This window comes from Streptomyces sp. WAC 04229, assembly GCF_003947455.1.
Lineage (GTDB): Bacteria > Actinomycetota > Actinomycetes > Streptomycetales > Streptomycetaceae > Streptomyces.
In genome coordinates, this window is sequence record NZ_QHJH01000017.1 from 58,351 (window position 1) to 73,668 (window position 15,318).

A 15,318-nucleotide genomic window follows, 5' to 3' on the forward strand; every position below is an offset into this window, starting at 1 on the left:
GCAAAGACAACGGGTGATCTGTGGCGGGAGTCACGCCCCATGGCCAACGGAATCGAACCATGTGACGCGCGTGATCGTCCCCCGGCCACCTGCGCCGGGGTGCACCCAAGTGACCTGCGGTGGAAGGGGGTTGAGGCCGGACGCGGACCGTGATCGTCGCAGTTCGAAGTCGACAAATCATGAAATCGGTGAATGAATTGGGTGACTGGAAATGGCCGTGGTCCCGGTCGATACTCCGGTCGTGACCACATCGCAATCGGACACGAACAACCAGAAGGCAGGGTTCCGGGTCTAACCGGACGATGAGTAGCCCAGGGAGGAACCGCATCGCATGACGCCGCCGAACCCACCGGCCGCACCGCTGCGCGCCGACTGCGTCGGCGACTCCGCGGGCGGCCTGACCTTCGACGTCGCCGCGCGCGGGAACACCGGGGCGGCCCTGCTCATCCTGCGCCGCCGCGACACCGACGCCGAGGAGACGGTCAGCCTGCCGCTGGCGCCGGCCGCCGAGGGGCTGCTGCGTGCCGCGCTGCCCAGCAGCGTCCCCCTGCCCGAGGGCCGCTGGGACGCCTACGCCGCCCTGTCCGACGGCGAGCCCCGGCGCCTGGTGCCCGGCGTCACCGACCTGCGCTCCCTGGCCGCCCGCACCCCCGGCGGGCTGCTCGGCCACGTCGCCGTCCGGATCCCGTACGCCACCCGCCAGGGCAACCTCACCGTCCGCAGCTGGCTGCGCGCCCCACACGCGGAGACGGCGGAGCTGGGGCTGGTGAACGGCGGTCTGACCGTGCGCGGGCGGGTGTACGGCACGCAGCTGACCGCCGAAGCCCACGCCGAGCTGCGGGCCAGGACCGCCACCGACAGCGAAGGGGGCGGAGTGAGGCGGGTGGACGTCGTCACGGAGCGGGCCGACTTCGGCTTCACCGTGCGCTACGACGCCCTGGCGCCGGGCGACTGGGACCTGTGGCTGCGGCCCGCCGGTGAGTCCGGCCCGGTCGTGCGCCTGGCGCGGCTGCTGGACGACGTCGCCGACAAGCACCCGGTCCTCATCTGTCCCCGCGCGCGGGTGCTCACCCCGGACGGCCCCGTCGAGGCCGGGCCGTACTACACGGACGACAACGACCTGTCGCTCTCCGTCGTCCCGTCCACCCCCTGACCCTCGCGGAGGAGATGGGGAGAACCTGTGAGCAAGGGGTGGCCTTCCTGTGTCCCGTGTTCGGTCCGCGTAAGTGATTTCGAAGCCGCCCGCACGTCCGTTCGGGGATGTTCGGGTACGGAATGCGGACCAGGCCGGGGGTGCAATGCGAGCCAATTGCGTCCGCCTATTCGACGGTCCGCCGCGACACGCGGCAATTCACCTCACCCGCTCGCGAAAGGCGTAAGAAACCGTCCGTCCGTGTGACGGAGTTCCCGTAAAACGCGCTCCGTGATCCTGTGACAGAAATGTGACCGTAGGTGCATCCGTGCCCTGCGGCGGCGGCCTGGGCTTCCCCGGTCCGGGGGCAGGGCATAGCGTGGCCGCATGGCACCGATTCCGACTCCCCCGGCCGAACCCCAGGACAGCCCGGACAGCTACGTCGGCCTCGATTCCGACGAGGCCGAACGGCTGGCGCGCGAGCGCGGCTGGTCGACGGTGCGGTCCCTGGCGCCGGGCACGATCATCACCATGGAGTACCGCGTGGGCCGCCTGAACTTCGAGGTGAAGGACGGCCGCGTGGCCCGGTCCTGGAAGGGCTGAGGCGCCTTCAGCCGCCCGACAGGGGGCGTGCGGCCGGGGCCGTGTTGCGCGGGTGCCGGTCGGCGTGCGGCGGCCGTCGGCTGCCCGCGGGGGTTACCGGCGTACGGTCCGAGCGCGCCGTGTGCGGGCCCGGCGCCAGATGCGCCGGGGCACGGGTGGTGCGGGGCGAGGCCACCGGCTCGCGGGACGGCGCTTCCTCCCGGCCGGAGACCGGCGGGGTGAGGACCACGGGCGGGCCGGCCGGCCGTTTCGTGGCGTCCTCGCTGCCGCGGCGGGCGAACCAGCGGTCGCGCAGGCCGAGGATCCAGGCCTCGGCGCGGGTGATCAGCGGTTCGAACCAGGGCAGCGCCAGCAGGATCAGCAGTCCGGCCGCCCAGCCGAGGAGCACGTCGCTCAACCAGTGCGTACCGAGGTAGACGGTGGACATGCCCACCCCGAGCGAGGTGACCGCCATCAGGGCCGACAGCCAGCGCCGCGCCCTCGGCGTCGAGGCCAGGTAGGCCAGGATGCCCCAGGTCACGACGGCGTTCGCGGTGTGACCGCTCGGAAATATATCGCCGCCGAGCCACATCTCGTTGGACCCGATCGTGGTCGCGTAGTGCGGTCCCAGCCGGCCCATGCCGTACTTGGCGGCACCGACCGTGACGTTCAGCAGGAGCAGGGAGGCGCCGAGCGCGAGCAGCGGGCGCAGGGTGTGCTGCCGCCAGGAGCGCCAGCCCAGCCAGGCCGCGACCATCACGGCGGTGGGACCGCGCTGGCCCAGGACGACGTAGTAGTCGACGAAGGCGTGGATCTCCGGCCACTGCTGGTAGGGCCGGAAGAACATGACCTGCCAGTCGAGCCGGACCAGCCACGAGCTGATCAGCACGGCCCACACGATCGCGAGGTAGAACGCGAGGGTTCCGGCGAACAGCGCGATCCTGTGCCGGCTCATCTCCGGCACGGCCAGGAGCGCCGGTCGTTCCGGCTCCCGGTCCAGTCTCGCGAACACCCGGTCCAGACGGGTGAGCTTCCGTTCGGTACGCACCCAATCGACGTTACAGCGAGTGAGGAGTGATCCCGGCCGCATCAACGGGTTTGTGATGACGATGTGATGTGGGATTCCTCTCAGGCGGCGCTCTATTCTCAGTGAATGCGCAATCCCAGCGCGGCGTGGGCCTCAATTCCTTTGATCGGCCCGGTCGGCGGTTTTATCGTGCTTATGAATTGGTTAACCGAATGCTGGTACGGAATTCTCCCGGCGGCCACCGGGCGGCCGCGGCCGGGTCAGGGCGGTCCTGACCCGTTCAGCCAGAACGCCCCGTACACCGCCGACACCACCGCGAGGCCCCCCACGACAAGCGCTGACCTGGGCGTTCGCAGCTTGGCCAGGGCCACGGCGAGGGGCAGCAGCAGGGGGAAGGCGGGCAGCAGCAGCCGGGGCTTGGATCCGAAGTAGCTCGACGCGCACAGGGCGAGCACCACGACGAGGCCCGTGTACACCAGCAGCGCGAGCGGCTGGCGCCGCCGTACGCACACCACGTACAGCCAGACCAGCAGCGCGACCCCGACGATCAGTCCCACGCCCGCCAGGGCTCCCGGGAACGACGTGAACTTCCCGGCGACGAAGCGGGCGAAGGCCGCGCCCCCGTCGAAGCCGTTGCGCCAGCCGGCCTGCACGTCGAGATAGCCGAGCGGGCCCCCGCCGGTGCGGTGGCCGACCCACAGCACGTAACCGGCGGCGCCCAGGGGCGCGAGGAGCATGCCGAGCACGCGCCGTGCGCCGTCGCCGGGGGCGCGCTCCGGCCGGTGGGCGCCGTCCGGGACGGCTTCGCTCCGGCTTCGCACGAATGCCGCGACGGCGGCCACCCACACCGCCGCCGCCACCGCGAGTCCCACCGGGCGGGTCAGCCCGGCCAGCGCGGCCAGTGTCCCGGCCGTCACCCAGCGCCCGGTCAGCACCGCGTACAGCGACCAGGCGGCCAGCGCCGTGAACAGGGACTCGCTGTACGCCATCGACTGCACGACCGCGACCGGCAGCACCGCCCACAGCAGCACGGCGCACACGCCGGCGCGGCGGCCGTGGAGGTGCTCCGCCACCGCGAAGACCCCCCAGGCCGCGGCGAGCGAGGCGAGCAGGCTCACGACGAACCCGGCATCCGCGTGCGACAGGGGCGTCACCGCCGCCCCGAGCCGCTCCAGCCACGGCAGCAGCGGGAAGAAGGCCAGGTTGGAGTGGACGTCCCCGTTGGGCAGCCGTACCTCGTAGCCGTACCCCAGCTCGGCGACCCTCGTGTACCAGAGGGAGTCCCAGCGGGCCGTCAGCAGCGTGTACGCGCTCTTGTCGCGGGCGGCGCTCCACAGGGCCAGGGCGAGCAGGCCGAGGGCGCGTGCGGCCGCGTAGCCCAGGAGCGCCGGGGCGGCCCGGCACAGGGCACCGGAGCGGCCCGCGGCGCGCTTGTCAAGATCGGTCACGGGCTCGATTATCGGCCGGGCGGGGCGGCGGCCCGGCGGCCGGGGCGGGCGAAGCCGCGGCGCGGCGGCACATGCCGCACAGGTCACGCGGGAAGTGTGAGGCCCGCCACAGGTGCGGTGCGCGCTCTCGCGTAATCTGGCCAGTCACTCGCGTTCCGTTGCACGGCCCGGAGACCTCCGCTCCTCTCCGGCGACCCGCAGGGGAGTCCCCACCCCGCGCAGCCCGCCGGACGCGAGGGAACATGGAGGTACGTACATGTCCGGTACGACCACGGCCGCCGTCGAGCTGCGCCGTCGGGCTGCCGGGGCCGGTGCCAACCGCTGGGTGGTCCTGGTCGTCCTCTGCGTCAGCCTGCTGCTCGTCGCCGTGGACGCCACGGTCCTCCACGTGGCGGTTCCCGCCGTGACCGAGGACCTCCGGCCCGGTGCGATCGAGCTGCTCTGGATCGTCGACATCTATCCGCTGGTCTGCGCCTCGCTGCTGATCCTCTTCGGCACCCTGGGTGACCGGGTGGGCCGCAGACGGATCCTGCTGCTCGGCTACGCGCTCTTCGGCGTCGCCTCCGCGCTGGCGGCCCTCGCCGACAACGCCCAGGTCCTGATCATGGCCCGGGCGCTGCTCGGGGTCGGCGGCGCGATGATCATGCCCGCGACGCTGTCGATCCTGCGCCAGGTCTTTCCCGACCGGCGGGAGCGGGCGCTGGCCATCGGCATCTGGAGCGCGGTGGCCGCGGTGGGCGCGGCGGTCGGGCCGCTGCTCGGCGGCTTCCTGCTGGAGCACTTCTGGTGGGGCTCGGTCTTCCTCGTCAACATCCCGCTGATGCTGGTCAGCCTGCCGGTGGGGCGGCTGCTGCTGCCCGAGTCGAAGGGCGACGGGCGCGGGCCCTGGGACGTGGTCGGCGCGCTGATGGCGGCGGCCGGTCTCTTCGGGGTCGTCCTGGGCGTGAAGCGGCTGGGCGGCGGCGAACCGGTGGCGAGCCTGTTCACCGTGGTGCCGCTGGTGCTGGGCGCGGCCCTGCTGGTCGGGTTCGTACGGCGGCAGCGGCGGCGTACGCATCCGCTGGTCGACCTGGAGATGTTCCGGCGGCCGGCCTTCAGTACGTCGGTGGGGTGCATCGTGCTGGCCATGCTGGCGCTGGTGGGCCTGGAGCTGATCGCGGCGCAGTACCTGCAGCTGGTGCTCGGGCTGTCGCCGCTGGAGACCGGCCTGCGGCTGCTGCCGCTTACCTTCGCGGCGATGGCGGCGGGGCTGGCGGGCGCGCGGATGCTGCGGCGGTTCGGGCCGCGGCGGATGGTGTGCGCGGGGTTCTGCCTGACGGCCTTCGCGGTGGTGCTGCTGACGGCGCTGGGGCGGAGCGACAACTGCGCGCTGATGCTGTCCGGGTTCGTGCTGCTCGGGTTCGGCCTGGAGACGACGCTGTTCGGGGCGTACGAGTCGATGCTGAGTGAGGCGCCGCAGGAGCAGGCGGGTGGGGCGGCGGCGATCGGCGAGACGTCGTACCAGCTCGGGGCCGGGATCGGGATCGCGCTGCTGGGGAGCGTGATGAACGCGGCGTACGGGCCCGGGGGGGCGGGGCGGCGGCGTACCCGCCGGTGAACCAGCGCTCCGGCGAGCTGCGGGCGATGGGGTCGAGCCCGTTGGTGCGGACGATCACGCCGCGCTGGCGGAACTCGTCGGCGGTGCCGAAACGGGGCGACGCGGCGATCAGCGCGAGGGAGGCGAGGCGCTCGGGATGGCGCAGGGCCAGCTCCATGCCGACCGCACCGCCGAACGCGCAGCCCGCGTAGCCGAACCGCTGCACGCCGAGTCCGTCCAGGGTGGCGAGCAGGCGCTGCGTCAGCTCGGCGACGGACCCGGCCGGGCGGGCGGGGGCGCCCCCGTGCCCCGGCAGATCGAACCGGAAGACCCGCCAGTGCTGCGACAGCTCGGGCACCTGGCGGTCCCACATGTGCCATGTGGTACCCAGTGAGGGACCGAGGATCAGGACCGGGGCCTCTTCTGGCCCGTCAAAGCGGTATTGCAGGGTGTTCGACGGTGTCTCACTCACGCCCCGCACCCTCTCACGTCTCACGGACGCCCCTATAACGCGGGGGTGCGGCAGCGAAATGGACTACGACGTCGTCATTCCCGGCCGAGAGGGGACGGCTCGGTGCCGGCAGCCGGCGCGGAGGGCTCCGCGTCCGCCTCATTGAAGGCGGCCGGGCGGCCATGCGCATGGCCGTCGAGGGGGCGACGTGCGGAAGGTCGGCGAGCGCGACGAGTTCGGTGGCGCCCCGAGTGGACGACCAGCGCACGCGGTCGCCGTCGTACAGGGCCCCACTCTCACGTACAAGAGCGGCTGGGCGCTGGCCGTGAAGGCCGGGCATGACATGTCATCGGAAGCTGAATCGGGATGAGTGGAGTCCCGACGCGGTCCTGGACGATCTCCGCTCCGCGGCCTTCGGAGACGCACTTCTCATGCCGGCCACGTCGCTGTTGACAGAGAGCCGCGCGCGAAGGGCGTGCAGGACAGGCCGTGGCCGAAGGGGCGCGTCTCCGTCGTGGTCCATGCCCTCGCCGGCGACCCGGTTGACGAAGACGACGGCGACACGGCGGCGGGGATGAGGGACTCAGGCTGCCGGCCAAAGGTCAGGCCGCATGTTCCGGGTTCCGCGGCGGCGTTGTTGTAGGTGATCTCCACGGTGACGGCGCGTCCTCATCCCCCGGGCTCGCCGGCCATCCGCCCGCCGACCCGGGCGGCGGTCTCCCGCAGCCAGATGTGGGCCGCGTCGTGGGTGTGCACCGGGTGCCACCACAGCGCCTCGCTCAGCGGCACCGCCTCGTAGGGCGGCTCCACCACGCGTACGGCGGCGAGCGGGGCGAGGAGCCGGGCGAGGCGGGCCTGGACGAGGGCGATGCGCCGGGTTCCGCTGACCAGCAGCGGCATGATCTGGAAGCTGTCGACGGAGACCTCGACGCGGGGCTCGATGCCCAGCATGCCGAGCTGTCGGACGGCCGGGGCGTCGTAGGTGCGCTGGTAGGTGACCCAGGGCAGCCGGGCCAGGTCTTCCCGGGTCAGCCGGTCGCCGACGCTCGGGTGGTCGTCGGCGACGAGGAAGACCCACCGGTCCCGGTAGAGGTCGGTGGCGGGGAAGTCGCTGATGACGCCGTGCGGCATCAGCAGGCCGTCGGTGGTGCTCAGCAGGGTGTCCGTGGCGTCCACCACGGTGGTCGGCGTCTGGGCGAACCGCAGTCGGATGCCGGGGGCCTCCTGGTGCACGACCCGGGCGAGTTCGGCGCCGAAGACGGCTACCGCGTAGTCGGACGCCACGAGTTTGAACTCACGGCTCTCCTTGGCCGGGTCGAAGTCCGCCTGGCTGGCGAAGAGGCGTTCCAGCAGGTCGTAGGCGGTGGACGCGCGGTCGAGGAGGACCTGTCCGAGGGCGGTGAGCTCGTAGTGGCCGCCGACCCGGGCCAGCAGGTCGTCGTCGAAGTGCCGGCGCAGGCGGGAGAGCGCCGCGCTCATGGCCGGCTGGCTGAGGCCGACGCGCTGTCCGGCGCGGGTGACGTTGCGCTCTTCGAGGAGAGCGCGCAGGGCGACGACGAGGTTGAGGTCCAGGCGACTGAGATTCACGGCGACTTTTCTCGTTGTTCGGCGATTACCTGCGGAAATTTGGCTCGTGGATGACTGCCATCCACGGAATCTATTTCCCTGATCGCGGGTGGCGAGTCCAGATTAGTGCCATCGCAATCAGGAGGACATGTCCGTGAAACCTGAAGCCGCGTCCGCCCTCTTCGCCGGACCCTTCGCCCTCGCCACCCTTTCGGCCCCCGAGGGGGCCGCTTTCCCCGCTCTCGTCAGCTCCGACGCCCAGGTGATCGACCTGCGGGACGCCCTGGACGACGCCGACTTGAGCGTGCGGGACCTCCTGAACGACTGGGAGGCGGTGCTGCCCCGGTTGACGGCCCTGGCCGGCGACGGCGCGCCACGACGCGCGCCCCTGGCGGAGTTCCGGGTGCACGCACCGGTCGAGCCGCGCCAGGTGTTCCAGTCCGGCGCCAACTACCGGCAGCACGTCATCGACCTGCACGTCGCGCACCGCGCGCCCGGGGACGAACGGCCGGAGGAGGAGCGGCGTGCGGAGGCCGCGGAGATCATGGACCGGAGGGCGGCCGAGGACCTGCCGTACGTGTTCATCGGCCTGCCGAGCGCCATCACCGGCCCGTACGACGATGTCGTGCTGCCCGCGTGGGCCGAGAAGCCCGACTGGGAGCTGGAGCTCGCCGCGGTGATCGGCCGCCCGGCCTACCAGGTGTCCGTCGAGGAAGCCCTCGGCCACGTCGCGGGCTACACGATCGCCAACGACCTGACCGACCGGGCCACCGTCTTCCGCCGGGACATGCCGCAGATCGGCACCGACTGGCTGCGCAGCAAGAACGCCCCGGGCTTCACGCCGCTCGGCCCCTGGATCGTGCCCGCCGCCTCGGTCGGGGACACGGGCAACCTGCGTCTGACGCTGAAGCTCAACGGCGAGACCATGCAGGACGAGTCGGCCAAGGACATGATCTTCGACGTCGCCCGCATGGTGTCCTACGCCTCGCGGACCGCCCGGCTGCTCCCCGGCGACCTGGTGCTCACCGGCTCCCCGGCCGGCAACGGCATGCACTGGGGCCGGCTGCTGCGTGACGGCGACGTCATGGACGCCTCCATCACCGGGCTCGGCGCCCAGCGCACCCGCTGCGTGGCGGAGGTGGCCCGATGACGCCGGACCGCACCGACCCCGAGGGCTCGATCGCCCGGACCGCGAAGGCGTGCTCCAACTGGAACCGCTGGGGCGAGGACGACGTGCTCGGCACCCTCAACTTCCTCGACGGGGCCAAGCGCCGCGAGGGTGCCGCACTGATCCGGCGGGGCGTCAGTTTCTCCCTCTCGCAGCGCTTCGACATCGACGGCCCGCAGAAGGGCTGGCGGCGGCGCACCAACCCGGTGCACACCATGCTGGACACCGGCACGGACGCGGCCCTCGGCAACCAGGGCCTGCCGCACGGGATCGGCGGCGCCGACGACGTCATCGCGATGCCGTTGCAGTGCTCCACCCAGTGGGACGGGCTCGGCCACATCTTCGACCACGGCAAGGCGTGGAACGGCCGCCCGGCCGAGAAGGTCGTCACCTCCGACGGCGACCAGGTCACCGGCGTCGAGCACATGGCCCCGCACGTCGCCGGACGCGGAGTGCTCCTGGACGTCGGCCGGGTCGTCGGCGAGGACGGGCAACTGCCGGACGGCTTCGCGATCACCGAGGAGCACCTGGCCGCGACCGCCGAGGCCCACGGTGTGCGGGTGGGTCGCGGCGACATCGTGCTCGTCCGCACCGGGCAGCTCGCCCGGGTGCGCCGCGACGGCTGGGGCGACTACGCCGGCGGGCCCGCGCCGGGGCTGTCGTTCACCACGGCGGGCTGGCTGCACGGCAGCGAGATCGCCGCCATCGCCACCGACACCTGGGGCTTCGAGGTCCGCCCGAACGAGTTCGAGCACGCCTTCCAGCCGCTGCACCAGGTCGCCATCCCCCACATCGGCCTGCTGATCGGCGAGATGTGGGACCTGGACGCCCTGGCCGAGGACTGCGCGGCCGACGGGGAGTACGCGTTCTGGCTCACCGCCGCGCCCCTGCCCATCACCGGGGCCGTCGGCTCACCCGTCAACCCGATCGCCGTCAAGTAGGCACCGGAACAGAGGAGTTCCCCATGAGCAGAGCCCGTAAGGTCCTGGTGATCGGCGGGGGTGCGGCCGGCAATGCCGTCACGATCCTGCTTCGCCGCGCCGGCCTCGCGGTGGACCTGGTCGAGGCCAAGGACGACTGGAACGCCACCGCCGGCTCCGGCATCACCCTCCAGGGCAACGCCCTGCGCGTCCTGCGCGAACTCGGCGTCTGGGAGCAGGTGGAGGCATCCGGCTTCGGCTTCGGCTCCGTCGCCATCACCGCCCCCGACGGCACCGTCCTGCACGCCCAGGACGACCTGCGCACCGGCGGCGACGACCTGCCCGCCACCGTCGGCATGCAACGCCCCCGGCTCCAGCAGATCCTCATCGACGCCGTGCGCGCCGGCGGCGCCACCGTCCGCCTCGGCACGACCGCCGAGATCCTGGGCCAGGACGCCGACGGCGTCTCCGTCCGCCTCTCCGACGGCACCGAGCACCGCTACGATCTCGTGGTCGCCGCCGACGGCCTCGGCTCCCGCACCCGCGCCGCGATCGGCATCGCCGCCAAGCCCGAACCGACCGGCATGGCCATCTGGCGCGTCGCGGCCCCGCGTCCGGCGGGCGTGACCCGCACCGACCTCGCCTACGGCGGACCGGCGTACATCGCCGGCTACTGCCCGACCAGCGAGTCCACCCTGTACGCGTACGTCGTCGAGGCCAACCGTGACCGCGCGTCGATCCCGCCGGAGTCGTACGCCGACGAGATGCGGAGCCTGGCCTCCTCCTACGGCGGCCACTGGCCGGAGATCACCGAGCACATCACCGACCCGACGGAGGTCAACTACACCTGGTTCGACCGGCTGCTGGTCGAGGGCTCCTGGCACCGCGGCCGGGTGGTGCTCGTCGGCGACGCCGCGCACTGCTGCCCGCCCACTCTCGCCCAGGGCGCCGCGCTGTCCCTGGAGGACGCCTGGGTGCTCTCGCAGACGCTGACCGGGTCCGACGCGTGGGACGACGACCTGTTCCAGACGTACTACGAGCGGCGGATCGCCCGAGTCCGCCCGGTCGTGGAGGCGTCGGTGCAGATCGGGCAGTGGCAACTAGACGGCGTCCGCGACGCCGACGTCCCCGGCCTGATGGGCCGCACGATGACCATGCTGAGGGAGCTGCCGTGACCGCCGAGAACGCTCCCCTCGCGGGCGCTCGTGCCGCGCAGGCCCCCACCGTGGACGTGCACGCCCACGTCCTGCTGCCCGAGGTCGAGGCGCTCGTCGCCGGCCTGCCCGGCCACGATGAGGCCAAGGAGCTGGACGCCCGCCGCAACGGCCCCGCCGCCCTCGCCGTCAGCGGCCTCATGGTCCGCGAGCGCATCCCGCGGCTGACCGACGCCGCCGTGCGCCTGGCCGCGATGGACGCCCAGGGCGTCGACGTGCAACTGGTCAGCCCCTCCCCCTCCCACTACCACTACTGGGCCGACGAGGACACCGCCGAGAAGCTGTACCGGCTCACCAACGAGGCCACGGCCGCGCACTGTTCCGCCGCCCCCGACCGTCTGCGCGGCCTCGGCCTGGCCCCGCTCCAGCACCCGGAGCAGGCGGTCCGGGCCCTGGACCATGCCCTGCAGCAGGGCCTTGCCGGAGTGGAGATCTCCAGCCACGCCCCCGGCCGGGAGCTGTCCGACCCGGCCTACGAGCCCTTCTGGACCCGGGCCGGGGAGACCGGCGCGCTCGTCTTCCTGCACCCCTTCGGCTGCACCCTCGACGAGCGGCTGGACCGGTGGTATCTGTCCAACACGGTCGGCCAGCCGGTGGAGAACGCCGTCGCGCTGTCGCACCTGATCTTCTCGGGGGTATTCGACCGCCACCCGGACCTGAGGCTGATCGCCGCGCACGGCGGCGGCTACCTGCCCACCCACATCGGCCGCTCCGACCACGCCTGGTCGGCCCGCTCCGACGCGGGCGCCGGCTGCGCCCACCTGCCCAGCAGCTACCTCGAGCGGCTGTACTTCGACTCCCTCGTCCACGACCCGCACGTGCTGCGCGAGCTGATCCGGGTCGCCGGTGCCGACCGGGTGCTCCTCGGGTCCGACTTCCCCTTCGACATGGGCACCGAGGACCCGGTCGGCGCCCTGCGCTCCGCCGGGCTCTCCGAGGCCGATTTCCACGCCGTCCGGGGCGGCAACGCCGCCGCCCTCCTCCGGAAGGACTGACACCATGAGTGCACGCCTGCTCACCCACCTGCGACACGTCGACCTCGCCGTACCCGACTACGACAAGCAGCTCGACTTCTACGCCGGCGTCTGGGGACTGACCAAGGTCGCCGAGGACTCCGGCATCTCCTTCCTGGCCGCCGAGGGCTCCCCCGAGCAGTACGTCGTCCGGCTCCGCAAGGCCGAGGAGAAGCGCCTCGACCTCGTCTCCTACGGCGCCGCGTCCCCCGCGGACGTCGACACCCTCGCCGAGCGGCTGCTCGCGGGCGGCGTGCAGCTGATCTCCCGGCCGGGCAAGGTCGACACCCCCGGCGGCGGCTACGGCTTCCGTTTCTTCGACGTCGACGGCCGCACCATCGAGGTCTCCGCAGACGTCGAGGTCCGCCGGCACCGCAGGATCGAGGAGAAGGAGTCCATCCCGGTCAAGCTCTCCCACGTCGTGCTCAACTCCCCTGATCTGAACCGCACCCGCGAGTGGTACGAGCGCCACCTCGGCTTCGCCCTCTCCGACACGCTCAGCTCGCCGCACATGGGTGAGGTCATGCACTTCATGCGGATCAGCAGCCAGCACCACTCCATGGCCCTCGCGAAGGGCCCGCACACCGCGCTGCACCACATCTCCTTCGAGATGCGCGGCATCGACGAGTACATGCGCGGCTCCGGGCGCGTCATCCGCGCGGGCTTCAAGAAGGTCTGGGGCCCGGGCCGGCACATGGCGGGCGACAACACCTTCACGTACTTCCTCGACCCGCACGGCAACACCGTCGAGTACACCACCGAACTGGAGTGCCTGGACGAGGACACCTGGCACCCCCACGTCTACGACTTCTCCCAGCCCGAGGTCACCGACCAGTGGGGCACCGCCAACCCCATGAACGAACTCGTCGCCAAGGAGTCCTTCAACGACCCCGACCGCGGCGTGTTCGTCGCCCCGCCGGTCTGATCCCCCCCGTACGCGTGGGACGCGGCCGCGGTGTCCACGCCCTGACTCGCGCCGCATGCGCGTCCCACTCTCCTGATCACACCCCGCTGGAGCCGCACCATGCGTTTCGCCGCGTACGAACACCGACACCGCCACCGGGTGGCGGTCGTGGAAGAGGACGGCACCCTCTTCCCCCTGCCGGGCGTCACCTCGCTCACCGCAATGATCCAGCAGACCGACGGGCTCCCCGGACTGCTCGCCGCCGGCGCCGCGGCCCTGGACGTCCCCCCGGGCCCGCACGTCTCCCAGGTCCGGTTGCTGCCTCCACTGCAGCCCGCGTCCGTGCGGGACTTCGTGACCTTCGAGGAGCACGTGGAGGGGGTGCGCCGGTCCGTGGAGGGCACCGGCGGCGTCCCCGAGCAGTGGTACGCGGCCCCGACCTTCTACTTCGCCAACCCGCACGCGGTCCACGGCCCGGGGGACGGCATCCCCGTACCCCCCGGTTCGGCCGTGCTCGACTTCGAACTCGAAGTGGGCGCCGTGGTCGGCCGGGAAGGCCGCGACCTCACCGCCGACCAGGCCCGCGACCACATCGTCGGCTACACCGTCTTCAACGACTGGTCCGCGCGCGATCTCCAGGGCGCGGAGATGAAGGTGGGCCTCGGCCCGTGCAAGGGCAAGGACACCGCCACCGCCCTCGGCCCGTACCTGGTCACCGCGGACGAGCTGGAGCCGTACCGGGACGCCGAAGGCTTCCTGCGCCTGGCGCTGACCGCCGAGGTCAACGGCGAGAAGGTCGGCGAGGACCTGCTGTCCAACATGAGCTGGACGTTCGAGGAGATGACCGCCTACGCCTCCCGCGGCACCCGCGTCGTACCCGGCGACGTCCTCGGCTCCGGCACCTGCGGCAACGGCGGCTGCCTCGCCGAACTCTGGGGCCGGCGCGGCGAACAGACCCCGCCGCCCCTGAAGCCCGGCGACTCCGTGACCCTCACCGTCGAGGGCATCGGCACCCTCACCAACACCGTCGTCCCCGGCGTCGAGCCCGTCCCCCTCCCCACAGGCCGGCGCCGGTCCCGGGAGCGGCCGTGAGCGACCTGCACCCCAAGAGGCTGCTCGGCAAGGTCGTCGTCGTCACCGGTGCCGCGGGCGGACAGGGCGCCGCCGAGGCCGAGTTGCTCACCCGCGAGGGCGCCCGCGTCATCGCCACCGACGCCACGGAAGCGCCGGGCTGCCGGCGCCTGGACGTCACCCGCGAGCAGGACTGGGCCGAACTCGCCGCCGAGCTGCGGGAGTCGTACGGGCACGTGCACGGCCTGGTCAACAACGCCGGCATCACCTGGCGGGCCCGCCTCGGCGACGTACGCCCCGAGGACATGGCCCGCGTCCACGCGGTCAACGTCGCCGGTCCGCTCCTCGGCATCCAGCACCTCGCGCCGCTCATGCCGCCGGGCTCCTCGGTCGTCAACGTCGGTTCCTCGGCGGCCCTCACCGCGCACTATCCGGTCGCCTACACGACCAGCAAGTGGGCGCTGCGCGGCCTGTCGAAGACCGCCGCCCTGGAACTGGGCCCGCGCGGCGTCCGCGTCAACACCGTCCACCCCGGCTACATCGAGACGGAGATGACGGCCTCCGCCGCGCCCGCCTTCCGCGAGGCCAACATCAAGGAGACGCCGCTCGGCCGCACCGGCTCCGCCGGCGAGGTGGCGCCGCTGGTCGTGTTCCTGCTGTCCGACGACGCGTCGTTCATCAGCGGTGCGGAGATCCCGGTGGACGGCGGCCTGACCGCGCACGGCGGCGTCAAGTCCGTCTCCGACGCCCTGCGGGAGGGGGCACCGTGAAGCGGCTGGAAGGCAAGGGGGCGCTGATCTCGGGGACCGCGCCAGCGGCGGGCTGCCGTGGCGCTACACGCCCGACGGCACCGTGGCCGTCGCCTGAAGGTCTTGACGGGGTTGGCCGACTCGTGCGCCCATCGGGTCGCGTGGTCAGGTGGTGGGGCGCGTGCCGGGGGTGTGGCCGAAGGTGCGGCGGAAGACGTCGATGAAGGTACTGGCGGACGACCAGCCGCAGTGGTGGGCGACGGTGGTGACGGGGGTGCCGTCGGCCAGGAGGATCAGGGCGTGGTGGAGCCTGATCTGGGTGCGCCATTGGGGGTAGGTGAGGCCGAGGTCGTCGCGGAGGCGGCGGGAGAGGGTGCGGGCGCTGGCGCCGATCCGGCGTCCGTGGTCGTCGAGGGAGCGGTTGTCGGCCGGGTCGGTGCGCAGGATGTCGTGCAGTGCGCGGAGCAGGGGGTCGGTGGGGGCCGGCAGGTGGAGGG

General features: G+C 72.4%; 13 protein-coding genes and 3 pseudogenes. 10 read left to right on the forward strand and 6 right to left on the reverse strand.

Annotated elements, in window-relative coordinates; genetic code table 11:
* Positions 1-331 precede the first annotated feature (331 nt).
* Together DMH12_RS07715 and DMH12_RS07720 are read left to right on the forward strand one after the other, a co-directional pair.
* Positions 332-1,153, forward strand: a complete 822-nt coding sequence (locus DMH12_RS07715) for a hypothetical protein (protein WP_125490804.1) — start codon at positions 332-334, stop codon at positions 1,151-1,153.
* Between the two features lie 366 nt (positions 1,154-1,519).
* The gene (locus DMH12_RS07720; RefSeq protein WP_122617415.1) at positions 1,520-1,735 is read left to right on the forward strand and encodes an I78 family peptidase inhibitor; all 216 of its coding nucleotides are present in this window, start codon (positions 1,520-1,522) and stop codon (positions 1,733-1,735) included.
* 7 nt (positions 1,736-1,742) lie between these two features.
* On the opposite strand, the gene DMH12_RS07725 is transcribed toward DMH12_RS07720, so the two are convergent.
* Together DMH12_RS07725 and DMH12_RS07730 are read right to left on the reverse strand one after the other, a co-directional pair.
* Complete coding sequence (locus tag DMH12_RS07725; protein ID WP_125490805.1) at positions 1,743-2,762, reverse strand: phosphatase PAP2 family protein; 1,020 nt, start codon at positions 2,760-2,762, stop codon at positions 1,743-1,745.
* Between the two features lie 239 nt (positions 2,763-3,001).
* On the reverse strand, positions 3,002-4,189 hold the full coding sequence (locus DMH12_RS07730) for a mannosyltransferase family protein (RefSeq protein WP_125490806.1): 1,188 nt from the start codon (positions 4,187-4,189) through the stop codon (positions 3,002-3,004).
* A 256-nt stretch (positions 4,190-4,445) separates the two neighbouring features.
* Between DMH12_RS07730 and DMH12_RS07735 the strand changes: the two are divergent.
* Positions 4,446-5,765: pseudogene (locus DMH12_RS07735) on the forward strand (MFS transporter); the annotation flags it as partial.
* Here DMH12_RS07735 and DMH12_RS07740 read toward each other — a convergent pair.
* From DMH12_RS07740 to DMH12_RS07745, 3 genes and pseudogenes are all read right to left on the reverse strand, one after another.
* A pseudogene (locus tag DMH12_RS07740) lies at positions 5,758-6,237 on the reverse strand (alpha/beta fold hydrolase); the annotation flags it as partial. The pseudogenes DMH12_RS07735 and DMH12_RS07740 sit on opposite strands and share 8 nt — an antisense overlap.
* A gap of 151 nt (positions 6,238-6,388) precedes the next feature.
* Positions 6,389-6,472 (reverse strand): annotated as a pseudogene (locus DMH12_RS39695) (MarR family transcriptional regulator); the annotation flags it as partial.
* Between the two features lie 413 nt (positions 6,473-6,885).
* Entirely contained in the window at positions 6,886-7,803 is a 918-nt protein-coding gene (locus DMH12_RS07745; RefSeq protein WP_125490807.1) for a LysR family transcriptional regulator, read from the reverse strand.
* Between the two features lie 127 nt (positions 7,804-7,930).
* Between DMH12_RS07745 and DMH12_RS07750 the strand changes: the two genes are divergently transcribed.
* From DMH12_RS07750 to DMH12_RS07780, 7 genes are all read left to right on the forward strand, one after another.
* Positions 7,931-8,932 carry a fumarylacetoacetate hydrolase family protein gene (locus tag DMH12_RS07750; protein WP_125490808.1) on the forward strand — a complete coding sequence of 334 codons (1,002 nt, stop codon included), beginning with the start codon at positions 7,931-7,933 and terminating at the stop codon, positions 8,930-8,932.
* Positions 8,929-9,891 carry a cyclase family protein gene (locus DMH12_RS07755; RefSeq protein ID WP_125490809.1) on the forward strand — a complete coding sequence of 321 codons (963 nt, stop codon included), beginning with the start codon at positions 8,929-8,931 and terminating at the stop codon, positions 9,889-9,891. The genes DMH12_RS07750 and DMH12_RS07755 overlap by 4 nt, the downstream gene beginning before the upstream one ends.
* Before the next feature lie 23 nt (positions 9,892-9,914).
* A complete protein-coding gene (locus DMH12_RS07760; protein ID WP_125490810.1) occupies positions 9,915-11,045 on the forward strand; it encodes an FAD-dependent oxidoreductase in 1,131 nt (376 codons plus the stop codon).
* A complete protein-coding gene (locus tag DMH12_RS07765) occupies positions 11,042-12,079 on the forward strand; it encodes an amidohydrolase family protein (protein ID WP_125490811.1) in 1,038 nt (345 codons plus the stop codon). Before DMH12_RS07760 ends, DMH12_RS07765 begins: the two co-directional genes overlap by 4 nt.
* 4 nt (positions 12,080-12,083) lie before the next feature.
* Positions 12,084-13,022, forward strand: coding sequence for a VOC family protein (locus DMH12_RS07770; RefSeq protein ID WP_125490812.1), 939 nt, complete (start codon positions 12,084-12,086; stop codon positions 13,020-13,022).
* Between the two features lie 99 nt (positions 13,023-13,121).
* Positions 13,122-14,093: a fumarylacetoacetate hydrolase family protein gene (locus DMH12_RS07775; protein WP_125490813.1), complete on the forward strand. Its 972-nt coding sequence runs from the start codon at positions 13,122-13,124 to the stop codon at positions 14,091-14,093.
* Positions 14,090-14,842 carry an SDR family NAD(P)-dependent oxidoreductase gene (locus DMH12_RS07780; RefSeq protein WP_125490814.1) on the forward strand — a complete coding sequence of 251 codons (753 nt, stop codon included), beginning with the start codon at positions 14,090-14,092 and terminating at the stop codon, positions 14,840-14,842. Before DMH12_RS07775 ends, DMH12_RS07780 begins: the two co-directional genes overlap by 4 nt.
* Positions 14,843-14,986: 144 nt before the next feature.
* Here the strand turns inward: DMH12_RS07780 and DMH12_RS07785 are convergent.
* On the reverse strand, positions 14,987-15,318 hold a 332-nt coding region (locus tag DMH12_RS07785; RefSeq protein WP_148107520.1), incomplete at its 5' end, for a helix-turn-helix transcriptional regulator.

What these genes read in the sequence shown, in the direction of transcription:
- DMH12_RS07715 (WP_125490804.1), top strand. Translation starts at nt 332, where the DNA reads ATGACGCCGCCGAACCCACCGGCCGCACCGCTGCGCGCCGACTGCGTC.
- DMH12_RS07720 (WP_122617415.1), top strand. Translation starts at nt 1,520, where the DNA reads ATGGCACCGATTCCGACTCCCCCGGCCGAACCCCAGGACAGCCCGGAC.
- DMH12_RS07750 (WP_125490808.1), top strand. Translation starts at nt 7,931, where the DNA reads ATGTCCGTGAAACCTGAAGCCGCGTCCGCCCTCTTCGCCGGACCCTTC.
- DMH12_RS07755 (WP_125490809.1), top strand. Translation starts at nt 8,929, where the DNA reads ATGACGCCGGACCGCACCGACCCCGAGGGCTCGATCGCCCGGACCGCG.
- DMH12_RS07760 (WP_125490810.1), top strand. Translation starts at nt 9,915, where the DNA reads ATGAGCAGAGCCCGTAAGGTCCTGGTGATCGGCGGGGGTGCGGCCGGC.
- DMH12_RS07770 (WP_125490812.1), top strand. Translation starts at nt 12,084, where the DNA reads ATGAGTGCACGCCTGCTCACCCACCTGCGACACGTCGACCTCGCCGTA.
- DMH12_RS07775 (WP_125490813.1), top strand. Translation starts at nt 13,122, where the DNA reads ATGCGTTTCGCCGCGTACGAACACCGACACCGCCACCGGGTGGCGGTC.